This window comes from Arthrobacter sp. TMN-49 (genome assembly GCF_054511095.1).
In genome coordinates this window covers 87141-104405 of record NZ_JBTNDH010000009.1, presented here as the reverse complement: position 1 = coordinate 104405, position 17265 = coordinate 87141, and the positions used below count along the sequence as shown (strand labels likewise).

The following is a 17265-nucleotide window of genomic DNA, read 5'->3' as shown; positions in this document are numbered from 1 at the left end:
ATCCAAGCAAAAGCTACCAACCCAAAAAATAACAAAAGCCCCCTCCCGAAGGAGAGAGCTTTTGTCACCTATGTCCCGCTACATCAGTCAACGATGTCGCGACACATCACAGTGTGCCCCGGGCGGGAATTGAACCCACGACCAAGAGATTAGAAGGCTCCTGCTCTATCCGCTGAGCTACCGAGGCGTGGCCAAAAATGCTGGCCGCATCTAAATTATCAGGTTTATTGGCCTATCGCTTCCTCCACAGGCCCAGCCGCTTGCGAACTCGTCCACATTCTGGCGAGTGCCACTAGCTGCGCCCTTCAGAAGGGCGTTTGCTGGAAGCCAACGGATCATCGCCGCAGCGGCGGCTTAGCGAAAGGCAATGCAATGGCCAACACCGTCACCATCAAAGGATTCGCGACTACCGGAATTGAGTTGCGCACCACCCCCACTGGTCTTGTTGTGGGGGACTTCCGCATGGGTTCCAATGAGCGCCGCCTCGATCCCATCACCAATGTGTGGACAGATGGACCCACCAACTGGTTCCGCGTCACCGTCTTCCGGGCACTCGCCCAAAACGCGGCCTCAAGCATCCACAAGGGCGACCGCATCATTGTGGTGGGAAAGCTCAAAATCAGTACATTCCTGCACAAGGACGGGACACCCGGCACCAATGTGGACATCGATGCTGAAAGTATTGGGCCAGATCTCAAGTACGGAACCGCCCACTACGTCCGCGTGGCCAGTGCCCATCCTGCCGGCCAGGACTATTCAAGGAACGACGCCGAATCCTCCAATGTGGTGCCGCTCCACTCCGGCAGTGGGGGAGTGGGAGGGCAGCCTCACGACGACTACTCCGACAGGGATGACGCGGACGGCCTGAACCAAGACGGAACGAACCAAGACGGCGAAAACCAGGGCATGGATCCTGAGGATGCCGAGAATCAGGCAGCCACCGGGGTCGATCAGGACGGTCCGGACGACGGCGAATTCGTGAACAAGGCCACAGGCGAGCTCTTCACAAAAGACGTGCCCTTCTAATGGAAGTGGGCAACTGCACAGTAGGCCGTGGCAGAATGGCGTGGTGACTTTGGAAAAGATGACGCCCCGCCACACGCAAGCCTCTCGACGTGTCAAAGGGCGTTCCGTTGCAGTGTCAGTCCTACTCGCCGCTTCCATGGCCCTTGGCGGATGCTCCATGCTGCCATCGGCCAATCAGAGCTCCGAACCGGGCGGGGCGGCAGGCTCGGCAACCGCGCGCAAGGAAGCAGCGAAAGCATCGGACAAGCCTGCCGAACCAGCATCAGCCGCTGAGGAACTTTCGGTAAAAGTCAAGGCCTCACTCGCTAAGCTGGCCGCCGTCACTAAGGCGCCCAGCCGTGAGCAAATGTTGTCCGCCATGCTGGAAGCTGGCGCCGTCAAAGAGAAAGTTGAACTTTCCGTTGACATCACGCCCACAGGACTTGCCGTCGACGCGGTTGAGTCGGCAACACGTGTGGCCGAGGAATGCGTCATTGGCCAGGTGCGTGAAGGCAACGTCTCAGTGATAGTCCTTCCGGTGCTGGCATCCGGTCGCTGCTTCGTCGGCGATATCCACTGATCCTTTCGTTACCAGCCACTACGCCGATGACGCCTTCCTCACTAATGGCGTAGCGAATGTGAGATATACGCCTGCACCCACTAGCCTTGAGGGTATGGCGGAATTTATATATACAATGTCCAATGCCCGCAAGGCTGTTGGCGAAAAACTCATTCTTGACAACGTAAGCATGTCCTTCTACCCGGGCGCCAAGATTGGCGTTGTAGGGCCCAACGGTGCTGGTAAATCCACCATCTTGAAGATCATGGCTGGTTTGGACATACCCTCCAACGGTGAGGCTCGTCTGAGCCCCGGCTACACAGTGGGCATTTTGCTCCAGGAGCCGCCGCTGAACGAGGAAAAGACCGTTCTGGGCAACGTCCAGGAAGGCGTTGGTGAGATCTACGCGAAGATCCAGCGCTACAACGAAATCTCCGAGGAAATGTCCAGCCCCGACGCTGACTTTGACACTCTCCTTGAAGAGATGGGCAAGCTGCAGGAAGCCATTGACACTGCCGACGCGTGGGACATTGACTCCCAGCTGGAGCAGGCCATGGATGCACTCCAGTGCCCGCCGGGCGACTCGGACGTCACCATCCTCTCCGGTGGTGAGCGCCGTCGCGTTGCTTTGTGCAAGCTCCTGCTCCAGAAGCCTGACTTGTTGCTCCTCGATGAGCCCACCAACCACTTGGACGCCGAGTCCGTGAACTGGCTGGAACAGCACCTGAAGAGCTACGCTGGCGCTGTCCTGGCCGTGACCCACGATAGGTACTTCCTGGATCACGTTGCCGAATGGATCGCCGAAGTTGACCGCGGTCACCTGTACCCGTACGAGGGCAACTACTCCACCTACCTGGAGAAGAAGCGCGCTCGTCTGGAAGTTCAGGGCAAGAAGGACGCCAAGCAGGCCAAACGCCTCACCGAGGAACTGGAGTGGGTGCGCTCGAATGCCAAGGGCCGCCAGACCAAGTCCAAGGCTCGTCTTGCTCGCTACGAGGAAATGGCTGCCGAGGCCGATCGCACGCGCAAGCTCGACTTCGAAGAAATCCAGATTCCGCCGGGCCCGCGCCTGGGTGGCATTGTTCTGGAAGCCGAGAACCTGAAGAAGGGCTTCGGCGACCGCGTACTGATCGACGGCCTGACATTCACCCTGCCCCGCAACGGCATTGTTGGCGTCATCGGCCCGAACGGTGTTGGTAAGTCAACTCTCTTCAAGACCATTGTTGGTCTTGAAGAGCTCGACGGCGGCAACCTCAAGGTGGGCGACTCTGTCAAGATCTCCTACGCCGACCAGAGCCGTGGCGGCATCGACCCGGACAAGACCCTGTGGGAAGTTGTTTCCGACGGGCTCGACTACATCCAGGTGGGCAACGTTGAAATGCCTTCACGCGCCTACGTGGCAGCCTTTGGTTTCAAGGGACCGGATCAGCAGAAGAAGGCAGGTGTGCTCTCCGGTGGTGAGCGCAACCGCTTGAACCTGGCGCTGACCCTGAAGCAGGGTGGAAACCTGTTGCTTTTGGATGAGCCCACAAACGACCTTGACGTGGAAACCCTCAGCAGCTTGGAAAACGCGCTGCTGGAATTCCCCGGCTGCGCCGTCGTGGTATCGCACGATCGCTGGTTCCTGGACCGGGTGGCTACCCACATCCTCGCCTACGAAGGCACCAACGAGAACCCGGCCAACTGGCACTGGTTCGAGGGTAACTACGATTCCTACGAGGAAAACAAGGTTGAGCGCCTCGGTGCCGATGCGGCCCGTCCGCACCGCGTCACACACCGCCGCCTGACACGCGACTAGTCCCCACGCCCTCCCGGTGTGCAGCCGCTGGCGCGTCTGCACACCGGGTCCCCCGGGCGTGTGGGCCCAATAAAAATGGCCGGTCCCCTGCAGGGGGCCGGCCATTCTCGGTATCTGGGCCGGATGGAACAGCCTCGGCGCTCTCACTGGACAGATAATGCCGCCATGAAATTTCAAAGCGGCATTATCTGTCCAGTCACGGTGGTTGGTCGGTCAACTTGTCCCCGGGACTCCGCGGAACCGATAGTTCAGTCGGTCGGCTCACCCTCTGGCACACGCATCATGCCCTCTTGGGCCACAGTGGCAACCAATACGCCGTCGCGGTTGAAGAAGCGGCCCACGTTCAGTCCGCGCGCCCCGGACGCGCTGGGTGATTCGGCCACGTAGAGCAGCCAGTCGTCCACCTGGAGTGGGCGGTGCCACCACATGGCGTGATCCAAGCTGGCCACGCTGATGCCGGGCGTGGCCCAGCTGATGCCGTGGCGGCGCAAGGACGGTTCCAACAGTGTGTAGTCGCTGGCGTAAGCCAGTGCTGCACGGTGCAGATTCTGATCCGTGGGCATGGGACCCAGTGTCTTGAGCCAAACGGCCTGGTGTGCCACCTTCTCGCCCTTGACGTCAAAGTAGATATTCGCGCCCACGTGGCGGATGTCGAAGGGGCGCTCATAGGCCCACGCCTGTGCCACCGGGTGATCGATGGCACCCAACAATTGGGCCGAGGTGGGAAGTGTCTCCGGTGCGGGAATGCCAACAGGCATGGTGTCCTGATGCTCAATGCCGCTGTCGGGACGCTGGAAAGAGGCGATCATCGACAAGATGGGGGCCCCGCCTTGGTAGGCGTGCGCGCGTCGGGCCGAGAAGGAACGGCCATCGCGCAGCCTCTCAACACCGAAAGTGATCGGTGAGGCGGCGTCGCCTGGTCGCAGAAAATAGCCGTGCATGGAATGCATGAGGTGTTCGCCGCCCACAGTCCGGGTAGCAGCAACCAGCGACTGCGCCAGCACCTGGCCGCCAAAAAGGCGTGGCTGTGGCGCGTTGGCGTCACCGAGGCCCACAAAAATATCTTCATCCGTCTGTGCCCCGCCGGCGTCGGAAAGCTCCAAGATGCGCAGGAGAGTTTCCATGGGGTCAGCTGTTGGCGATGTCGCATTCATAAACGTGACTCTATGTGTCGGTGTGCCATGACGACAAATGGACTTTCGGGCATGAATCCACCCACCACGGGCGGCTTTGCTGTGACCTTGCCAACTTCGATTGGTGGCGCCCCTGCGGCTTTGACATGATGAAAGCATGGCAACAGGCATCCAAATCTCCCAGCAAATACGTTTCGGCGATATTGACTCCTACAACCACGTCAACAATGTGGTCTTTCTGCAATATCTCGAGGATGCGCGCGTTCAGCTGACCTACGCGGAACTGCCCGGCGGCGGCACGTTCCAGGACTTGGTGGGCCAGGACCTGTTCACCCTCGTGGGCCGGAACGAAATTGAGTATCTGGCGCCCATCAGTTTCCGCCCAACACCGATCTTCGTGAACATTTGGATCACCCACATCGGCGGCTCCAGCTTCGACTTCGGCTACACAGTCACCGAGGCGGACACCACAGTCATCTACGCCCAAGCCGCCACCTCCATGGTGCTGGTTTCACGCACCACGGGCCGCCCGGTCCGGCTCACCGAGCCCCAGCGCAGCGCCCTTGAGGCGTGGCACGGAGCCCCCGTACCGTTCAAACGCAGCGCCAGCCGTCCAGTCACCACAGTTGAGGGGTCCCGCTGATGTCCACTGTCACCCACACCGATGAACTGATCCTGGCCGACGCCGGTACTCTTGCAGATTTGCGCACCTTTGTGACCCGTGCTCGTGCCGCGGACGACGGCGCCATTCGGCTTCAGGGGGCCGGTCACGTGCTCGCCGCTTATGTGTGCGTCATGCGTGCCAAGCTCTTGGGTGAAGGCACGCCCACCATTCTTGGCCTGCGCACCATGGCGTTGGCATCGGCGTCAAGCGTTGATGCAACAGTTTCACTGGCCTCCGTGGCCGACCGCCTGGCCCGCATGGACGGCGATGATGTGCGGCTGCCTGTTCCGCCCATGACAGTGAACGAATCGTGGGCCGCCGTGAGCGCGCCGCGCAGTGCATGGGAAGAAGTGGGCACAGTCTCGGCCGACTCGCTCATCGCCGCGGCGAAAGCTGGTGTGCAGGAGATTGGCCAGATCATCCCGGTAAATCCGGGGGCCATGCTGGTCAACAACATTCGCGCCTCGGTGTGGGGCCGGCACCTGGAGGGCATTGCCGGTGACGTGCCCGGTGGCGCCGCATTCGCAGCCTACGCCCTTGGCTTTGTGGCACCCGGAGAGAGTGGCGCCATCTACCGTTCCCATAAGTGGCTGCGCATCAGCACCAACCGCGGCCACATCCTCGTCCGGCCAAAGTCGGTGCTGTAGGGCCACTCACCGAGAGAAATGCCCGGTGCTTGCTGTCCGCCGCTAGGCGGTGATACGTTCCTGCGGCGCCCGTTGAGCCTGGTTCGTGACCATTGAAGAACTGTCGGGGTTCTGACTCAAGTGCTGCAGCAGTCCCCGGAGACACTCCTCCATGGAGGCGTCCTGCGGCATGGGGCGCCGGGAGATTTCCTCCAAAGTCGCCATGACGTCTTGAAGTGACGTCAGGACCCAGTCGAGTGCCTCGATCGTATTGGCATCGTCGGTGCTCCGAACACCGGTGAGGTGACGGGAAAGCCTGGCGTGCCGTTCAATCTTGCTCTCGGCACTCTTGAGCAGCTCCACCACGTCGCCAATCAGCGGGTTTGCCAGTTGCCGTACTGACGGGGCCGCGCCGCGTATTGTCTGTCCTGGATTCTTCGGCACGGGCAGCAACAAGGTTTTCAGCGCCGGATAACTGGCACGGTACTTCATTGAGAGGTTCATGAACATCCCTCCTGGCGGGACTTGTGGCTGAGCGATCAGAGCGGGTCAACGATCTGATAGTTACGTGACGATATGTAATGTAAACTTTAGGACGGAGAATCCGGCTTTGCAATAGCTGCGCAGCTATTTTTTGGTGTTCTATCGACTGGGCGAAAGCTGGCGGTGGAAACACGCCGCGGCCGGCACACTACCGTCTCCGTACATGCTTCCCGCGCACCGACCCGTGGCAACTGCTCGGCCCGACTGGCTGATGGCGATGGTGGACTGGCCGGCGTCGTTCAGGCTACCCGAGACGCGGATGGGGGAATCGTATTCGGCAAAGTTGTGGCAGAGAAAGCTGATGTTCAGGGCCTGCGTTCCGGCCATCATCTGATGGGCCTCAAGCACTGCACTGGCCAGCAACATGCCGGACAGGTGGTCGCTGGGGTGATCGAAGATGAACTTATCCTCCCTGCTCCAAACCAGCAGCGCTTCCAGAGCCCTGCTCTCATAGCTGACGTTCGCAAGCACTGTGCCGAGTGGTCCCGTGCTTTGATCGGTGGCAGGCGGCGCGTTTCGGCGGATTGCTTGGTATGCCCGGGGTGGCAGGCAGGACAAGTCCCCGAAGCCGGTTCCCACAATCGCCCGTCCCGAAAGGAAGTCGGCCTCCACCTGTAAATCACCAACGTGGCCATTGCGCATTCTTTTGGCCTGCAGGCGCACCTGGACGCGGCCGGCAAACTTTTCTGGTGTCATGGGAAGCGGCTCACTTCTCCACAGGAAGTTGATCTCATTCATCAAGAACGCCCAGTCCCGGGGGACTTCCCCTGTCAAGTGCGCAAAGGCAATGGTGGCCTGGCGCATCAGCTCAATGCCGAGAAGTGTTGGGACTATCGGGTTAGTACCTGTGGCGGGGTGTGTGGGGGCCAGTGCAACATCAAGGACCAAGGAGCCGTCCGGCTCGCTGTGGGCCGATGAAACGAGGACTTGCTCCGGCGAGTGTTTGTGAACAAGGGAACTCTCAATGGTGTGCCACACGAAAATCGCGCCTCCTTAGGGTGACCGATAACCAAGGGTTTGAAGTGCAGCGGCTACGGTCGAGGAAATTAGGGCTTCATTCAATTCGTCGAGTCCGGGCATGAGAACCCTCATCAGGATGGGGCCAGTGAGTAGGTCGCAGACCCACTCCACATCGGGATTCGGGGCTATTTCCCCTCGGCTCAAGGCGCGGGCGACGATGATGCCAACACCTGCCCTGCGCGGTTTGAGAAACGCCTCCACGAACACGTTCCGCAACTCCACATCTGATTGAAGGGAGTCCAAGAACCCTGCAAGACTCCGTTGGACCAGCGGATTGGAAAAGAGCTCCAACTGGTCACGTTGGATCGCTTCAAGGTCAATCGGCAGGCTGCCGGAGTCGATGAAACGATCAAGATCGATGGCGAATCGTTCCAGCAGAAAAGCCAGAACGAGATGAGGAATGCCGTCAAAGCGGCGATAGAACGCCGGCCGGGTTGTCTTGGCCTGCGCGGCAACGGCGCCAACGGAAATGCCGCTGAATCCCTTCTCAAGGATCAGCGTTTCGACGGCCCTGATGAGGGCGGTATCTAGATCAGCGTTTCGTGGACGCCCTAATGATGGGACCATAATGATACACAGTGTAACGGTACGATTGGCTTAATGTCAGCATCTAGCGTACAAGGGGCAGCACAATCTTATTGATCTATGGATGTGGAACGGCGGGAGCGCGCATCGCCGCCTTGGCGGCCGACGCGGGCCTGGACGTGCTGTTGGCTGGTCGGCCGTCAGCAAGGCTCACGGCGGAAGCGGACAGGCTCAAGATACAGTGGCGGAGTTCGGAGCTGACAGATCCGGCCGGCCTGGACGCCATGCTCGGGGGCGTCCAACTAGTCATCAACACGGCCGGCCCCTTTGTTGATACAGCAACATCGCTGATCCGTGCCTGCCTAAGGAATGGCTGCCACTACGTGGATATTTCCAATGAGGCAGCCAGTTTCCAACAAGCCTGGTCCCTGGACTCCGCTGCGCGAACGGCGGGCGTAGCAGTTGTGCCGGGTGCCGGATTTGGTACGGCTGTCACCGAAAGTCTTGCAGCTCACGTGATCACCAGGATCCACGAAGCCGACGCCTTGGTGATTGTGCGGTCTTCACACAACGGTGAGTCAACGCCCGGGGTGAAGAAGACATCACTGGCCGTCCTGGCCCAGCCGGGCGGAAGTGTGGAGGACGGCCGGTGGAGCGATCGTCGCAACAAGATGGCCCATTTCGAACTGCCGTGGGGTCGGCAAACCGGGATCCCCGTCGCCGTGGGCGACCCGTTCGCCGTCGCGCACGCCACGGGACTCAAGCGCGTCACGGCGTACTACAGCACGGGGATGAACCCCTTGTTGGCCAGATTCGCCATTCCTCTGGCCCGCCGAGCCATCAGAGCGGGGCTGCTCGGTCAGTCCCGGACGGCCAGCGCCGCCACGCCACGGCCTAGCGGGGGAAAGGGACTGGCCTGTACCCGGATCTGGATGCGGGTCTCAAACTCCGGCGGCGAGGTCGCCACGAGCTACTTGCAGGCCGGGGGCGGCGGTGAGCTGGCCGCCACCATCGCCCTGTTGGCGGCCCAACAATTGCTGCGCGGTGCTGAGCCCGGAGTTAGCACCGCAGGCCAATTGCTAGGGTCGGCAAACGTCCTGAACCAGCCCGGCCTGGAGATCTGTGACCTGTGAGCTGTCCGCCGCAGCGCGCAGCGCTCAGAGGGCCTGCGCGGGAGCAGGGGCGGAGTTGACCAGTGAATGTGCTGCCCGCTCCAGATAGTCCCACAGGGTGGCGTCGTGAAGGGCGGAGAGCTCCGCGGCGTCCACGCCCTTGCGCATGGCGGCCAGCCAATGGTCGCGTGCCTCCGGCGTGACGGCAAACGGGACGTGGCGCATGCGCAGGCGCGGGTGTCCGCGTTCCTCCAGATAGGTGCGTGGACCGCCCCAGTACTGCTCAATGAACATCAGCATGCGGTGCTCGGCCGGGCCCAAGTCCTCCTCGGGATACATGGCGCGCAGCAGGGGATCGGCCGCAACGCCCTGGTAGAACACGTGGATGATCGTCGCGAACGTCTCATGCCCGCCGACTTGCCCGTAGAACGTGTCCGAATAGTCGGCCGGTTCGCCCGCTGCGGGGCTGTTGGCTTCAGGGGCTGAAGGATTGTGCTCAGAACTCATGGCGTTGATGGCGCTTTCTAGTTTGCTGACTCTGATGGTTCATTGGTCAAGGGCGTGGACGACGCCGGGACGAGCGCGGGTGCCGGGGCCGCGCCTGTGTCCGGGGCGGCGGGCTCCGGCACCGGATCCTGATAGGTGCCCTTGGACCGGTTGCCCAGGCGCAGGATTTCACCATTGCGCAGGTACCACAAGGTGCCGTCCTCACCCATAACACGGGTGATGCGCAGGCCCAGGTATTCAACCGTGCCAATGACCTCACTGGTTTGAACAACATCGCCGATCCCATACTGGTCCTCGATGGTGATGAAGATGCCGGCCAGGAAGTCGCGGATCAGCTGCTGGGCGCCAAAACCAACAGCGATGCCCACCACGCCCACACTGGCCAGTAGCGGGGAGATGTCCACCTCGAAGGAGAGCAGCACATAGAAACCTGTCACCACCACCACAATGGTGGTCAGGATCGAATTCAGCAAGGTGCCAATGGTGTGGGCCCGTTGCACCCGGCGCTCATGGTCAAGGGCGCGAATCATCGGGTCTATGCCACGCAGCATGGGCCCGGCCCAGCGCATGGAGCGGTGCTCCAGCGGCGTGCGGTCGGATTTGGCATGTTTGAGCAGGATGCGGATGGAGTAGTGCAGCGCCACCCAGACCAGCAACCCAATCACTATCGCAATGCCGGCCTCTAGCAAATTGTCCCAGAGGGTGTCGCCGGGGTTGTCCATGTCTTCAATACCTAGCACTCTGTGTATACCTTGCATCTGTTGGGGGTGGGACGTCTCTTCCAGCCTAACGCGGACGCCGCTGGGAATCAGCCCTGTGTGGGCGCAAGCACTCCGGGGAGATGGTGCACGGGAAAGTTCACGCTGCGGGCGATGAAGCATTTAGCGCCAGCTTCGGCGTGCAAGGTGCGGGCCAGCTCTTCGGTGGCCGGGTCTGCCACGGCGATCGCCGGATGCAAGGTGACCGATGCGAACTGGCCGCTGCCGTCGGGATTCAACACGAGGGTTCCCGTGGCGGTGTCCTCATACTTGGTGATGACGACACCGTGCATGACGGCAACATGCAAGTAGGAGAGCATATGGCATTGCGAGAGCGCAGTGAGCAGCAGTTGCTCGGGGTTCCACCGCTCCCGGTCTCCGTGAAAGGTTCTATCCGCGGATCCCAACAGGGTGGGCAGGCCAACGGCCGTGACGCTGTGGTCGCGGCCGTAGTCCCGGTAGGAGGAGGTTCCGGTGCCCCGGTTGCCCGTCCAAAAAACATTTACCTGGTAATGATGTTCGTTTAGCGCCATACTCCAGCATAGAGCGCAGGGCTCAGCTTGGTGTTTTGCAAGGCTGCTGCGTAACCATAGGCATAACCAACCGCGGTGGGATGAAAGGCCAGTGGCACCGGCAGCGGCACCGGAACGAACGGTGGGATCAGCCAGCTGTCCGCTGAGGGGTAGCCGTGGCCGTCGAAGTAGTCAGTCACGGGAACAAACCGCGCGCCACTATCCACGGCACTTTGCGCCAGAACAGCATTGAGTTGATCCACCATGGCGTTGATCGTCATCGCGATGGGTGCCACGTCCGGCGGGAGGTTCCCGGCCTCAAGCAGGTGCGGGTATCCCATGTACACCATCTGGGCGCGCGGAGCCTCGGCACGAATGGACTTGGTCAGTCCCAAGATCTGAGCCGGCAACTGGGTCAACCCCGCCTGGGCGGCACCCAAGGCGCCTTGGCACATCTCGAGCGTCCCTGTCAGGCAGGCAACAGCAACTTGACCCGAGCCCACGTCGTTGGCACCCACCGTCAAGGAGATCAGCCGCGAGGAGGAAGGAATCAACGGAACTTGAGAATCCTTGACCTCGCCGATCGTGGCGCCGTAGCAAGCCAGATTTGTCATGGCCAGCCCGTTGGTAGTGGCGAAGACATTGCCGTAGCCATTGGGACTCTGGAAACATGGAAAGCTCTCGCCACCCCCGCCGGAGCCTGCCGAGTACGAATCACCGAGCACGGTGTATGTGCCTGCGGGCGGCGGTGCGGCCGTGGCCGGTACCCCGGCAAACCCGGCAATGAGCCCCAGACTCAATAAAGCCGCTGCGCCTGTGCGCGCGGCCAACTTCTTCAACGATAGTGAGTACATGCCCTGAAACTACCCCCGAAACAGCTGCGGGGGTAGACTTTTGGGTACGATTATTTTCACCACTTCCGCGGCTGTGGAAGCGTGAAAAAGCACCGGCAAAAAAGCCTCCCGCAAAGGGCAAAAGTGCCGCTTGCGGGAGGCTTTTTGTGTGAGGACCTTAGAGGTCGCCCGCCTGTGCCTTCAGCGCCCGCACAACCCCGTCCCGGCTTTCCACCAGCAAGCGGCGCAGGGCAGGCGTGTCCTGGCCCAACCCCGCCAAGAACTCATCCGTGGCTTCCACCGTGGCGGTCGAGACAAGTTGCGAGGGGTACAGCCCGGTGATGATGGTGGAGCTGATCTCGTACGACTTTTCCGCCCACACTTGCTCAATGGCGGCAAAGTAGCTTCCGACGTACGGTTCCAACAGCGCCGTGTCCCAGACCTTGCCGAACCCGGCGATGGCTGCGCGCTGGATGGAGTTGGCTTGATCTCCGCGGACGACGACGGCATCCCACGTCGCAGCCTTGGCCTCGGCTGTGGGGATGGCAGCGTGTGCCGTGGCTGCCGCGAGTTGCCCGGTTTGGGTGTTGTCCAGCGCCAGGGCCGCGTCGATGACGCGCGCATCTGCCCGGCCGCCGGCCGCCAGTGAGGTCACGAACTCCCAGCGCAAGTCAGTGTCAAGCGTCAGGGTATCCAGTTCCTGTGTCCCATCCAGCAAGGCCTGGACCAGATCGAGCTGTGCAGCTGATTGGGCGTGGTCTGCGAAGGCCTTGACGAACTGCAATTGTGCATCAGAGCCGGCGGCCGCGGTTTGGGCCAGCGACCACAAGGAATCTGCGGCCGCAATGGCCGTGGCGTGCTGGTGTGCGGGAGCCACATAGAAGTGCAGTGCCGTGGCGAGCTGGCGCAGCAGCACCATGATCACCGTGGAGTCGCTCTCGTCCCCGATGGTGGCCAGCACAAACTTAACGTACTCGCGGGCCGGGGTTTCGCCGTCGCGCGTGGCATCCCAGGCCGACGCCGAAACAAGGGTGCGGGGCAGCGATTCCTTGAAGTCCCGCAAATGGGCCTTGGCCGTGGCGAGGGACTGGGCGTCGAGCCTGATCTTGGCGTACGCCAGATCGTCGTCATTGAGCAGGATCAAGGCCGGGCGCTTCATGCCAACGAGCTCCGGGACAGCAGTGTTGGCGCCGTCAACGTCCAGCTCAACCCGGTGCGTGCGGACCAGCTTGCCCGCGTCAGCACCGGAGGTGGCCAGGTTGTAGAAGCCCACGGCTGCCCGGTGCGGGCGCAGTGTGGGGTGCTCGGCAATCGCGGACTGAAGGATCGAGAAGGCGGTGATAGTGCCGTCCTCGGCCACCTCCAGTGACGGTTTGAAGGTGTTCACCCCGGCCGTCTCCAGCCACTTTTGCGTCCACACGGACAGGTCGCGGCCGCTGGCAGCTTCCAGCTCCACCATGAGGTCGGGCAGTTCGGTGTTGCCCCAGGCGTGCTTGGCGAAGTAGGCCCGGACCCCGGACATGAACTCCTCCTGACCCACCCAGGCCACCAGCTGGCGCAGCACGGAGGCGCCCTTGGCGTAGGTGATGCCGTCAAAGTTGACCAGCACATCTTCCAGATCGTTGATCTCGGCCTTGATGGGGTGCGTGGAGGGCAGTTGGTCCTGACGGTAGGCCCAGCTCTTCTCCAGGGAGGTGAAGGTGGTCCAGGCATCCACGTATTTGGTGTTCTCGGCGGCGGCCAGTGTGGACATGAATTCGGCGAAGGACTCATTGAGCCAGAGGTCATTCCACCAGCGCATGGTCACCAAGTCGCCAAACCACATGTGGGCGAGCTCGTGCAAGATGGTGATGGCGCGGCGTTCCACCATGGCCTCGGTGACCTTGGAACGGAACACGTAGCTTTCCAGGAATGTCACAGCACCGGCGTTTTCCATGGCGCCAGCATTGAATTCGGGCACGAACAGCTGGTCATACTTCGGGAACGGGTACGCCACGCCAAACTGCTTCTCGAAAAACTCAAAGCCCTGCCGGGTCAGCTCAAATACGTTCTCGGCGTCCATGAATTCCATGAGCGACTTCCGGGCAAACACGCCCAGCGGGATGGTGCGGCCATCGGAGCTCGTCAGCTCGCTGCGGACGCTCTCATAGGGCCCGGCGATCAGGGCCGTAATGTAGCTGGACATGGTCAGCGTGGGCTCAAAATGCCAGACGGCCTTGCCCTCACCGGCGGCCTCGGGGGCCGGGGTGGGGGAGTTGGAGATGACGTCCCAGTGCGCAGGCGCTGTCACGTGAAAGGTGAATGCCGCCTTCTGGTCAGGCTGCTCAAACACGGCAAACATGCGGCGGCTGTCCGGTACCTCAAACTGGCTGTACAGGTACACCTCACCGTCGGCGGGGTCCACAAAACGGTGCAGGCCCTCGCCGGTGTTCATGAAGTGGGCGTCGGCGACCACTGTCAGTTCATTCTCGGCGGCGAGCGTCGGCAGCTGGATGCGTACGCCGTCGGACACTTTTGCCGGGTCCAGCTCTACTCCGTTGAGGATCACCTTGTGCACAGCGGCGGTCACCGCGTCAATGAACGACGCCGACCCCTCCTTTGCGCTGAACGCCACAGTGGTGGTGGAGGCAAAAGTGGTGTCCGAGGTGGTCAGATCAAGTGTCACGTCATAACTTTTGACGGTGAGGGTGGCCGAACGCTCAATGGCTTCGGCACGGGTCAAATTCATACCAGGCAAGGTATTGCCTTCCGTTCATTGGGTGGGTGGAGCGAAGCCGCGGACCCTGCGTGAGCGTGTCCGGCGGCACATTGAGATTATTCTTACACGTTACTGCTCCGGAGCCCGACGGCGCTGCCAACATGCCCGCATTTGATCGGGGCATGTGCTTGGGACAGGTTGCGGGCACGCTTACGTCCTTGCCGAAACAGTGAAAAACTAGAGCCATGGGATACGACGGCGGTCAGGGCAGCACACAGGAGCGGCGTATGGACGCGCGGGCCTTGCGGTTCGCCATCATCTTTGCCGTGCTGCTCTCCGCGGCGCTGCTCCTGGGCGGATTCCTGATCAGGGCCCAACTCCCCAACGGTGTGGTGCTGCCCGTGGGTGGGGAACCCCTCCCGGTTCCCTTGTTCCTGGGGATCGGGGTGGCGCTGATCTTGTTGCTGGGTGCCGGTCTGGGCAGCCAGGGTGCCCGGCTTGCGTTGCCGGCCATGTCCCGGCGGGTGCTCCTGGGCGTTGCCGTGGCGCTGCAGCTGGCGGTCTTTACGCTTTTCGTGGCCACACTCCTGGGACAGGGTGCCCAGGGCGGGCTGCCCCCAGTGCGTGTGGACGGCTTTGTGCTCCTCATGGGGTGCGGGCTTGCCGCCGCCATGGGGGTGGTGCTCGCCATGTCCTTCAAACCTGTTGAACAGTGGAGCGCCGCCGATGACAGGGCCATGGCGCAGGCGTTGGCGGCGGCGGAGGATCCAACGGCCAGCAATGACCAGCTGGCCTACTTCCTGCACCCGCGCAGTTCCGTCATCATCATGATCCTGCTGACGGGGATTCTGCCGGGAACATTTCTGGCCCTGATCAACCCGTGGATCTTCGCCGCTGCCGTGGTGCTTGCCTTGCTGGTGGTGGGCATGCTCTGTGCAACCGTGGAAGTGGACAGGGCCCAGCTCAGCGTAAAACTGTTGGGCGTGATTCCCGTGCTGCTGGCCCCGTGCCAGGGGGTGGACGGGGCAGTGTCACTGGATATCGTTGCCAAGGACTACGGCGGATGGGGACTGCGCAAGCACAGCGGCTCCGCCACCTTCCTGACACACTCCGGCGCCGCCGTCGTGCTTCGACAAAGTGACGGCGGCAAGGTTGTTATCAGCGCACCGGATTTGGACATTGCCGACGATCTGGCCCAAATCCTCAACCGCCGGGCCGGGAAGACGCCGGGGTACCACTAGCCGGTCCAGGAATTGGCGCCGCCATGGGTAGGCTTGGCGGTGACGTAATCACCCGCACAGACGAAGGAATCCTCATGCGCGTTCACATCGCAACAGACCACGCCGGCATGGAACTCAGCGCCCACCTCATCACGGCCCTGGCCGCCAAGGGCTACGACATGGTTGACCACGGTCCGCAGGCCTACGACGCCCAGGACGACTACCCCTCCTTCTGCATCAACGCAGCGCTCGCAGTCGTTGCTGACCAGTCCGTCGGCGTGGACGCACTGGGCATCGTGCTCGGTGGCTCCGGCAACGGCGAGCAGATTGCCGCCAACAAGGTCAAGGGCGTGCGGGCGGCACTGGCCTGGAACCTTTCCACGGCGAAACTGGCCCGCGAGCACAACGACGCCAACGTGGTGGCCGTGGGCGGACGCCAGCACAGCGTTGGAGAAGCCACCGAGATCATCGAAGCGTTCCTGGCTGAGCCCTTCAGCAACGACGACCGCCATGTGCGCCGCATCGGCAAGATCGCCACGTACGAGACCACCGGAGACGTGGTCGAGTAACGACTGCGTACCCAGCGTGCCTAACCCCGGGCCCACCATGGCGGACCAACATCTCAAGGAGAAGCAATGCCTGAGGGCCATTCAGTGCACCGTGTGGCCCGGCAGTTCCGGGACGTTTTCGGCGGGGCCAGGCTGGCCGTCTCGAGTCCGCAGGGGAAATTTGCTGCCGGCGCCACGCGGATTGACGGGCACGTCCTAGAAACCGCCGAACCCCACGGCAAGCAAATGTTCCTCTACTTCTCCCATGATCTTGTGATGCGCGTGCACTTGGGGCTCTACGGGGCGTGGGACTTTGGCGGTGACGCCACGTTTGCCGGGGCCTCCAGTATTGGCGCGCCGCGGCGCATCGGCGAGCAGGAGGTTGCCGCTGACACCGGGTGGGGCGGCGCGTCTGTGGCGCCCCCATCGAGCTTGCGAGATCGGGAAGGACGTGGGGAGTACACGGGCCCGCCCGAACCCAAGGGTGCAGTTCGTGTCCGCCTGGTCTCGGCGCACGGCTGGGCCGATCTCCGCGGGCCCACCGCCTGTGAGGCGATCACGCCGGCCGAAGCCGTGGCGGCACGGAACAAGTTGGGCCCGGATCCCTTGCACAATCTGCCAGGCGATGCGGCGGAGTTTGTTCGCCGGATTCGCAAAAGCAGGACGAGCATCGCCTTGCAGCTCATGAATCAAGACGTGCTTGCAGGAGTGGGCAATGTGTACAGGGCCGAGGTGTTGTTCCGGCTGGGCCTTGACCCGATGCTCTCCGGCAACCAGCTGCAAGCAGCGGAAGCCCAGGCGCTGTGGGATGACACGGCGCGCATCATGGCCGACGGTGTCCGCGACGGCCGCATCATCACCACCGAGTTGCGTGATCGACCCTCGGGCCGTGGCGTCGACGTGGGTCAGGAAGCTACTGGTGCAGCGCTGCCCTCCAGACCCAACAAGGACGTCCCGGCCGACGATGCCCACTACGTGTACAAGCGCGCAGGTCTGCCGTGCAGACATTGCGGCACCGACATTGCCATGCAGGAGCTGGGCGGCCGGAAACTGTATTGGTGCCCGAAGTGCCAGGGTTTCTGAACCCAAAAATGCCGCCGTTTGACAAAAATGCCATAGTACAAACGGTGGCATTTGCGTCAAACGGTGGCATTTTTCGGGACAGCCACTTCCCGATTTGCGGGGCGGGCATTTGCCTTGATAC

The 17265-nt window shown here is 62.0% G+C and carries 18 protein-coding genes and 1 tRNA gene; 9 read left to right on the top strand and 10 right to left on the bottom strand.

Features of this window, described 5'->3' with window-relative positions:
- Window positions 1-114: 114 nt before the first annotated feature.
- A tRNA-Arg gene (locus ACX80E_RS06175) sits at window positions 115-187 on the bottom strand.
- A 185-nt stretch (window positions 188-372) separates the two neighbouring features.
- Here ACX80E_RS06175 and ACX80E_RS06170 point away from each other — a divergent pair.
- The 3 genes from ACX80E_RS06170 to ettA all read left to right on the top strand — a co-directional run bounded on the left by ACX80E_RS06170 (window position 373) and on the right by ettA (window position 3362).
- Window positions 373-1026 (top strand): single-stranded DNA-binding protein, encoded by a 654-nt coding sequence (locus ACX80E_RS06170; RefSeq protein WP_459301025.1) that lies wholly within the window; start codon window positions 373-375, stop codon window positions 1024-1026.
- A 112-nt stretch (window positions 1027-1138) separates the two neighbouring features.
- On the top strand, window positions 1139-1585 hold the full coding sequence (locus ACX80E_RS06165; protein ID WP_459301024.1) for a DUF6993 domain-containing protein: 447 nt from the start codon (window positions 1139-1141) through the stop codon (window positions 1583-1585).
- Window positions 1586-1679: 94 nt separating this feature from the next.
- Window positions 1680-3362: an energy-dependent translational throttle protein EttA gene (ettA, locus tag ACX80E_RS06160; RefSeq protein ID WP_459301023.1), complete on the top strand. Its 1683-nt coding sequence runs from the start codon at window positions 1680-1682 to the stop codon at window positions 3360-3362.
- A 248-nt stretch (window positions 3363-3610) separates the two neighbouring features.
- Here ettA and ACX80E_RS06155 read toward each other — a convergent pair whose 3' ends face one another.
- The gene (locus ACX80E_RS06155) at window positions 3611-4516 is read right to left on the bottom strand and encodes an acyl-CoA thioesterase (protein ID WP_459301022.1); all 906 of its coding nucleotides are present in this window, start codon (window positions 4514-4516) and stop codon (window positions 3611-3613) included.
- Between the two features lie 136 nt (window positions 4517-4652).
- Here ACX80E_RS06155 and ACX80E_RS06150 point away from each other — a divergent pair, with 136 nt between their 5' ends.
- Together ACX80E_RS06150 and ACX80E_RS06145 are read left to right on the top strand one after the other, a co-directional pair.
- The gene (locus ACX80E_RS06150; RefSeq protein ID WP_459301021.1) at window positions 4653-5138 is read left to right on the top strand and encodes an acyl-CoA thioesterase; all 486 of its coding nucleotides are present in this window, start codon (window positions 4653-4655) and stop codon (window positions 5136-5138) included.
- Window positions 5138-5806, top strand: a complete 669-nt coding sequence (locus tag ACX80E_RS06145; RefSeq protein ID WP_459301020.1) for a hypothetical protein — start codon at window positions 5138-5140, stop codon at window positions 5804-5806. Before ACX80E_RS06150 ends, ACX80E_RS06145 begins: the two co-directional genes overlap by 1 nt.
- A gap of 42 nt (window positions 5807-5848) precedes the next feature.
- Here ACX80E_RS06145 and ACX80E_RS06140 read toward each other — a convergent pair whose 3' ends face one another.
- The 3 genes from ACX80E_RS06140 to ACX80E_RS06130 form a co-directional block, all read right to left on the bottom strand.
- Entirely contained in the window at window positions 5849-6289 is a 441-nt protein-coding gene (locus ACX80E_RS06140; protein ID WP_459301019.1) for a hypothetical protein, read from the bottom strand.
- A 138-nt stretch (window positions 6290-6427) separates the two neighbouring features.
- The gene (locus ACX80E_RS06135; RefSeq protein WP_459301018.1) at window positions 6428-7306 is read right to left on the bottom strand and encodes an AfsA-related hotdog domain-containing protein; all 879 of its coding nucleotides are present in this window, start codon (window positions 7304-7306) and stop codon (window positions 6428-6430) included.
- Window positions 7307-7321: 15 nt separating this feature from the next.
- Complete coding sequence (locus tag ACX80E_RS06130; RefSeq protein ID WP_459301017.1) at window positions 7322-7915, bottom strand: TetR/AcrR family transcriptional regulator; 594 nt, start codon at window positions 7913-7915, stop codon at window positions 7322-7324.
- 71 nt (window positions 7916-7986) lie between these two features.
- Here ACX80E_RS06130 and ACX80E_RS06125 point away from each other — a divergent pair, with 71 nt between their 5' ends.
- Entirely contained in the window at window positions 7987-9006 is a 1020-nt protein-coding gene (locus ACX80E_RS06125) for a saccharopine dehydrogenase NADP-binding domain-containing protein (RefSeq protein WP_459301016.1), read from the top strand.
- A gap of 24 nt (window positions 9007-9030) precedes the next feature.
- Here the strand turns inward: ACX80E_RS06125 and ACX80E_RS06120 are convergent, their stop codons facing one another.
- The 5 genes from ACX80E_RS06120 to pepN all read right to left on the bottom strand — a co-directional run bounded on the left by ACX80E_RS06120 (window position 9031) and on the right by pepN (window position 14323).
- On the bottom strand, window positions 9031-9492 hold the full coding sequence (locus ACX80E_RS06120) for a globin (RefSeq protein ID WP_459301015.1): 462 nt from the start codon (window positions 9490-9492) through the stop codon (window positions 9031-9033).
- Window positions 9493-9509: 17 nt separating this feature from the next.
- Window positions 9510-10232, bottom strand: a complete 723-nt coding sequence (locus ACX80E_RS06115) for a mechanosensitive ion channel family protein (protein WP_459301014.1) — start codon at window positions 10230-10232, stop codon at window positions 9510-9512.
- Window positions 10233-10300: 68 nt separating this feature from the next.
- Window positions 10301-10783: an OsmC family protein gene (locus ACX80E_RS06110; RefSeq protein ID WP_459301013.1), complete on the bottom strand. Its 483-nt coding sequence runs from the start codon at window positions 10781-10783 to the stop codon at window positions 10301-10303.
- Window positions 10774-11616, bottom strand: coding sequence for an SGNH/GDSL hydrolase family protein (locus ACX80E_RS06105; protein WP_459301012.1), 843 nt, complete (start codon window positions 11614-11616; stop codon window positions 10774-10776). The genes ACX80E_RS06110 and ACX80E_RS06105 overlap by 10 nt, the downstream gene beginning before the upstream one ends.
- Window positions 11617-11773: 157 nt before the next feature.
- A complete protein-coding gene (pepN, locus tag ACX80E_RS06100; RefSeq protein WP_459301011.1) occupies window positions 11774-14323 on the bottom strand; it encodes an aminopeptidase N in 2550 nt (849 codons plus the stop codon).
- Between the two features lie 215 nt (window positions 14324-14538).
- Here pepN and ACX80E_RS06095 point away from each other — a divergent pair, with 215 nt between their 5' ends.
- The 3 genes from ACX80E_RS06095 (at window position 14539) to ACX80E_RS06085 (ending at window position 17144) form a co-directional block, all read left to right on the top strand.
- A complete protein-coding gene (locus tag ACX80E_RS06095) occupies window positions 14539-15534 on the top strand; it encodes a hypothetical protein (protein WP_459301010.1) in 996 nt (331 codons plus the stop codon).
- Between the two features lie 74 nt (window positions 15535-15608).
- On the top strand, window positions 15609-16082 hold the full coding sequence (locus ACX80E_RS06090) for a ribose-5-phosphate isomerase (RefSeq protein WP_459301009.1): 474 nt from the start codon (window positions 15609-15611) through the stop codon (window positions 16080-16082).
- A gap of 66 nt (window positions 16083-16148) precedes the next feature.
- On the top strand, window positions 16149-17144 hold the full coding sequence (locus tag ACX80E_RS06085; RefSeq protein WP_459301008.1) for an Fpg/Nei family DNA glycosylase: 996 nt from the start codon (window positions 16149-16151) through the stop codon (window positions 17142-17144).
- Window positions 17145-17265: the final 121 nt, after the last annotated feature.

What these genes read in the sequence shown, in the direction of transcription:
- ACX80E_RS06150 (WP_459301021.1), top strand. Translation starts at nt 4,653, where the DNA reads ATGGCAACAGGCATCCAAATCTCCCAGCAAATACGTTTCGGCGATATT.
- ACX80E_RS06120 (WP_459301015.1), bottom strand. Translation starts at nt 9,492, where the DNA reads ATGAGTTCTGAGCACAATCCTTCAGCCCCTGAAGCCAACAGCCCCGCA.
- pepN (WP_459301011.1), bottom strand. Translation starts at nt 14,323, where the DNA reads ATGAATTTGACCCGTGCCGAAGCCATTGAGCGTTCGGCCACCCTCACC.
- ACX80E_RS06105 (WP_459301012.1), bottom strand. Translation starts at nt 11,616, where the DNA reads ATGTACTCACTATCGTTGAAGAAGTTGGCCGCGCGCACAGGCGCAGCG.
- ACX80E_RS06110 (WP_459301013.1), bottom strand. Translation starts at nt 10,783, where the DNA reads ATGGCGCTAAACGAACATCATTACCAGGTAAATGTTTTTTGGACGGGC.
- ACX80E_RS06170 (WP_459301025.1), top strand. Translation starts at nt 373, where the DNA reads ATGGCCAACACCGTCACCATCAAAGGATTCGCGACTACCGGAATTGAG.
- ACX80E_RS06145 (WP_459301020.1), top strand. Translation starts at nt 5,138, where the DNA reads ATGTCCACTGTCACCCACACCGATGAACTGATCCTGGCCGACGCCGGT.
- ACX80E_RS06085 (WP_459301008.1), top strand. Translation starts at nt 16,149, where the DNA reads ATGCCTGAGGGCCATTCAGTGCACCGTGTGGCCCGGCAGTTCCGGGAC.
- ettA (WP_459301023.1), top strand. Translation starts at nt 1,680, where the DNA reads ATGGCGGAATTTATATATACAATGTCCAATGCCCGCAAGGCTGTTGGC.
- ACX80E_RS06130 (WP_459301017.1), bottom strand. Translation starts at nt 7,915, where the DNA reads ATGGTCCCATCATTAGGGCGTCCACGAAACGCTGATCTAGATACCGCC.
- ACX80E_RS06140 (WP_459301019.1), bottom strand. Translation starts at nt 6,289, where the DNA reads ATGAACCTCTCAATGAAGTACCGTGCCAGTTATCCGGCGCTGAAAACC.
- ACX80E_RS06090 (WP_459301009.1), top strand. Translation starts at nt 15,609, where the DNA reads ATGCGCGTTCACATCGCAACAGACCACGCCGGCATGGAACTCAGCGCC.
- ACX80E_RS06155 (WP_459301022.1), bottom strand. Translation starts at nt 4,516, where the DNA reads ATGAATGCGACATCGCCAACAGCTGACCCCATGGAAACTCTCCTGCGC.
- ACX80E_RS06095 (WP_459301010.1), top strand. Translation starts at nt 14,539, where the DNA reads ATGGGATACGACGGCGGTCAGGGCAGCACACAGGAGCGGCGTATGGAC.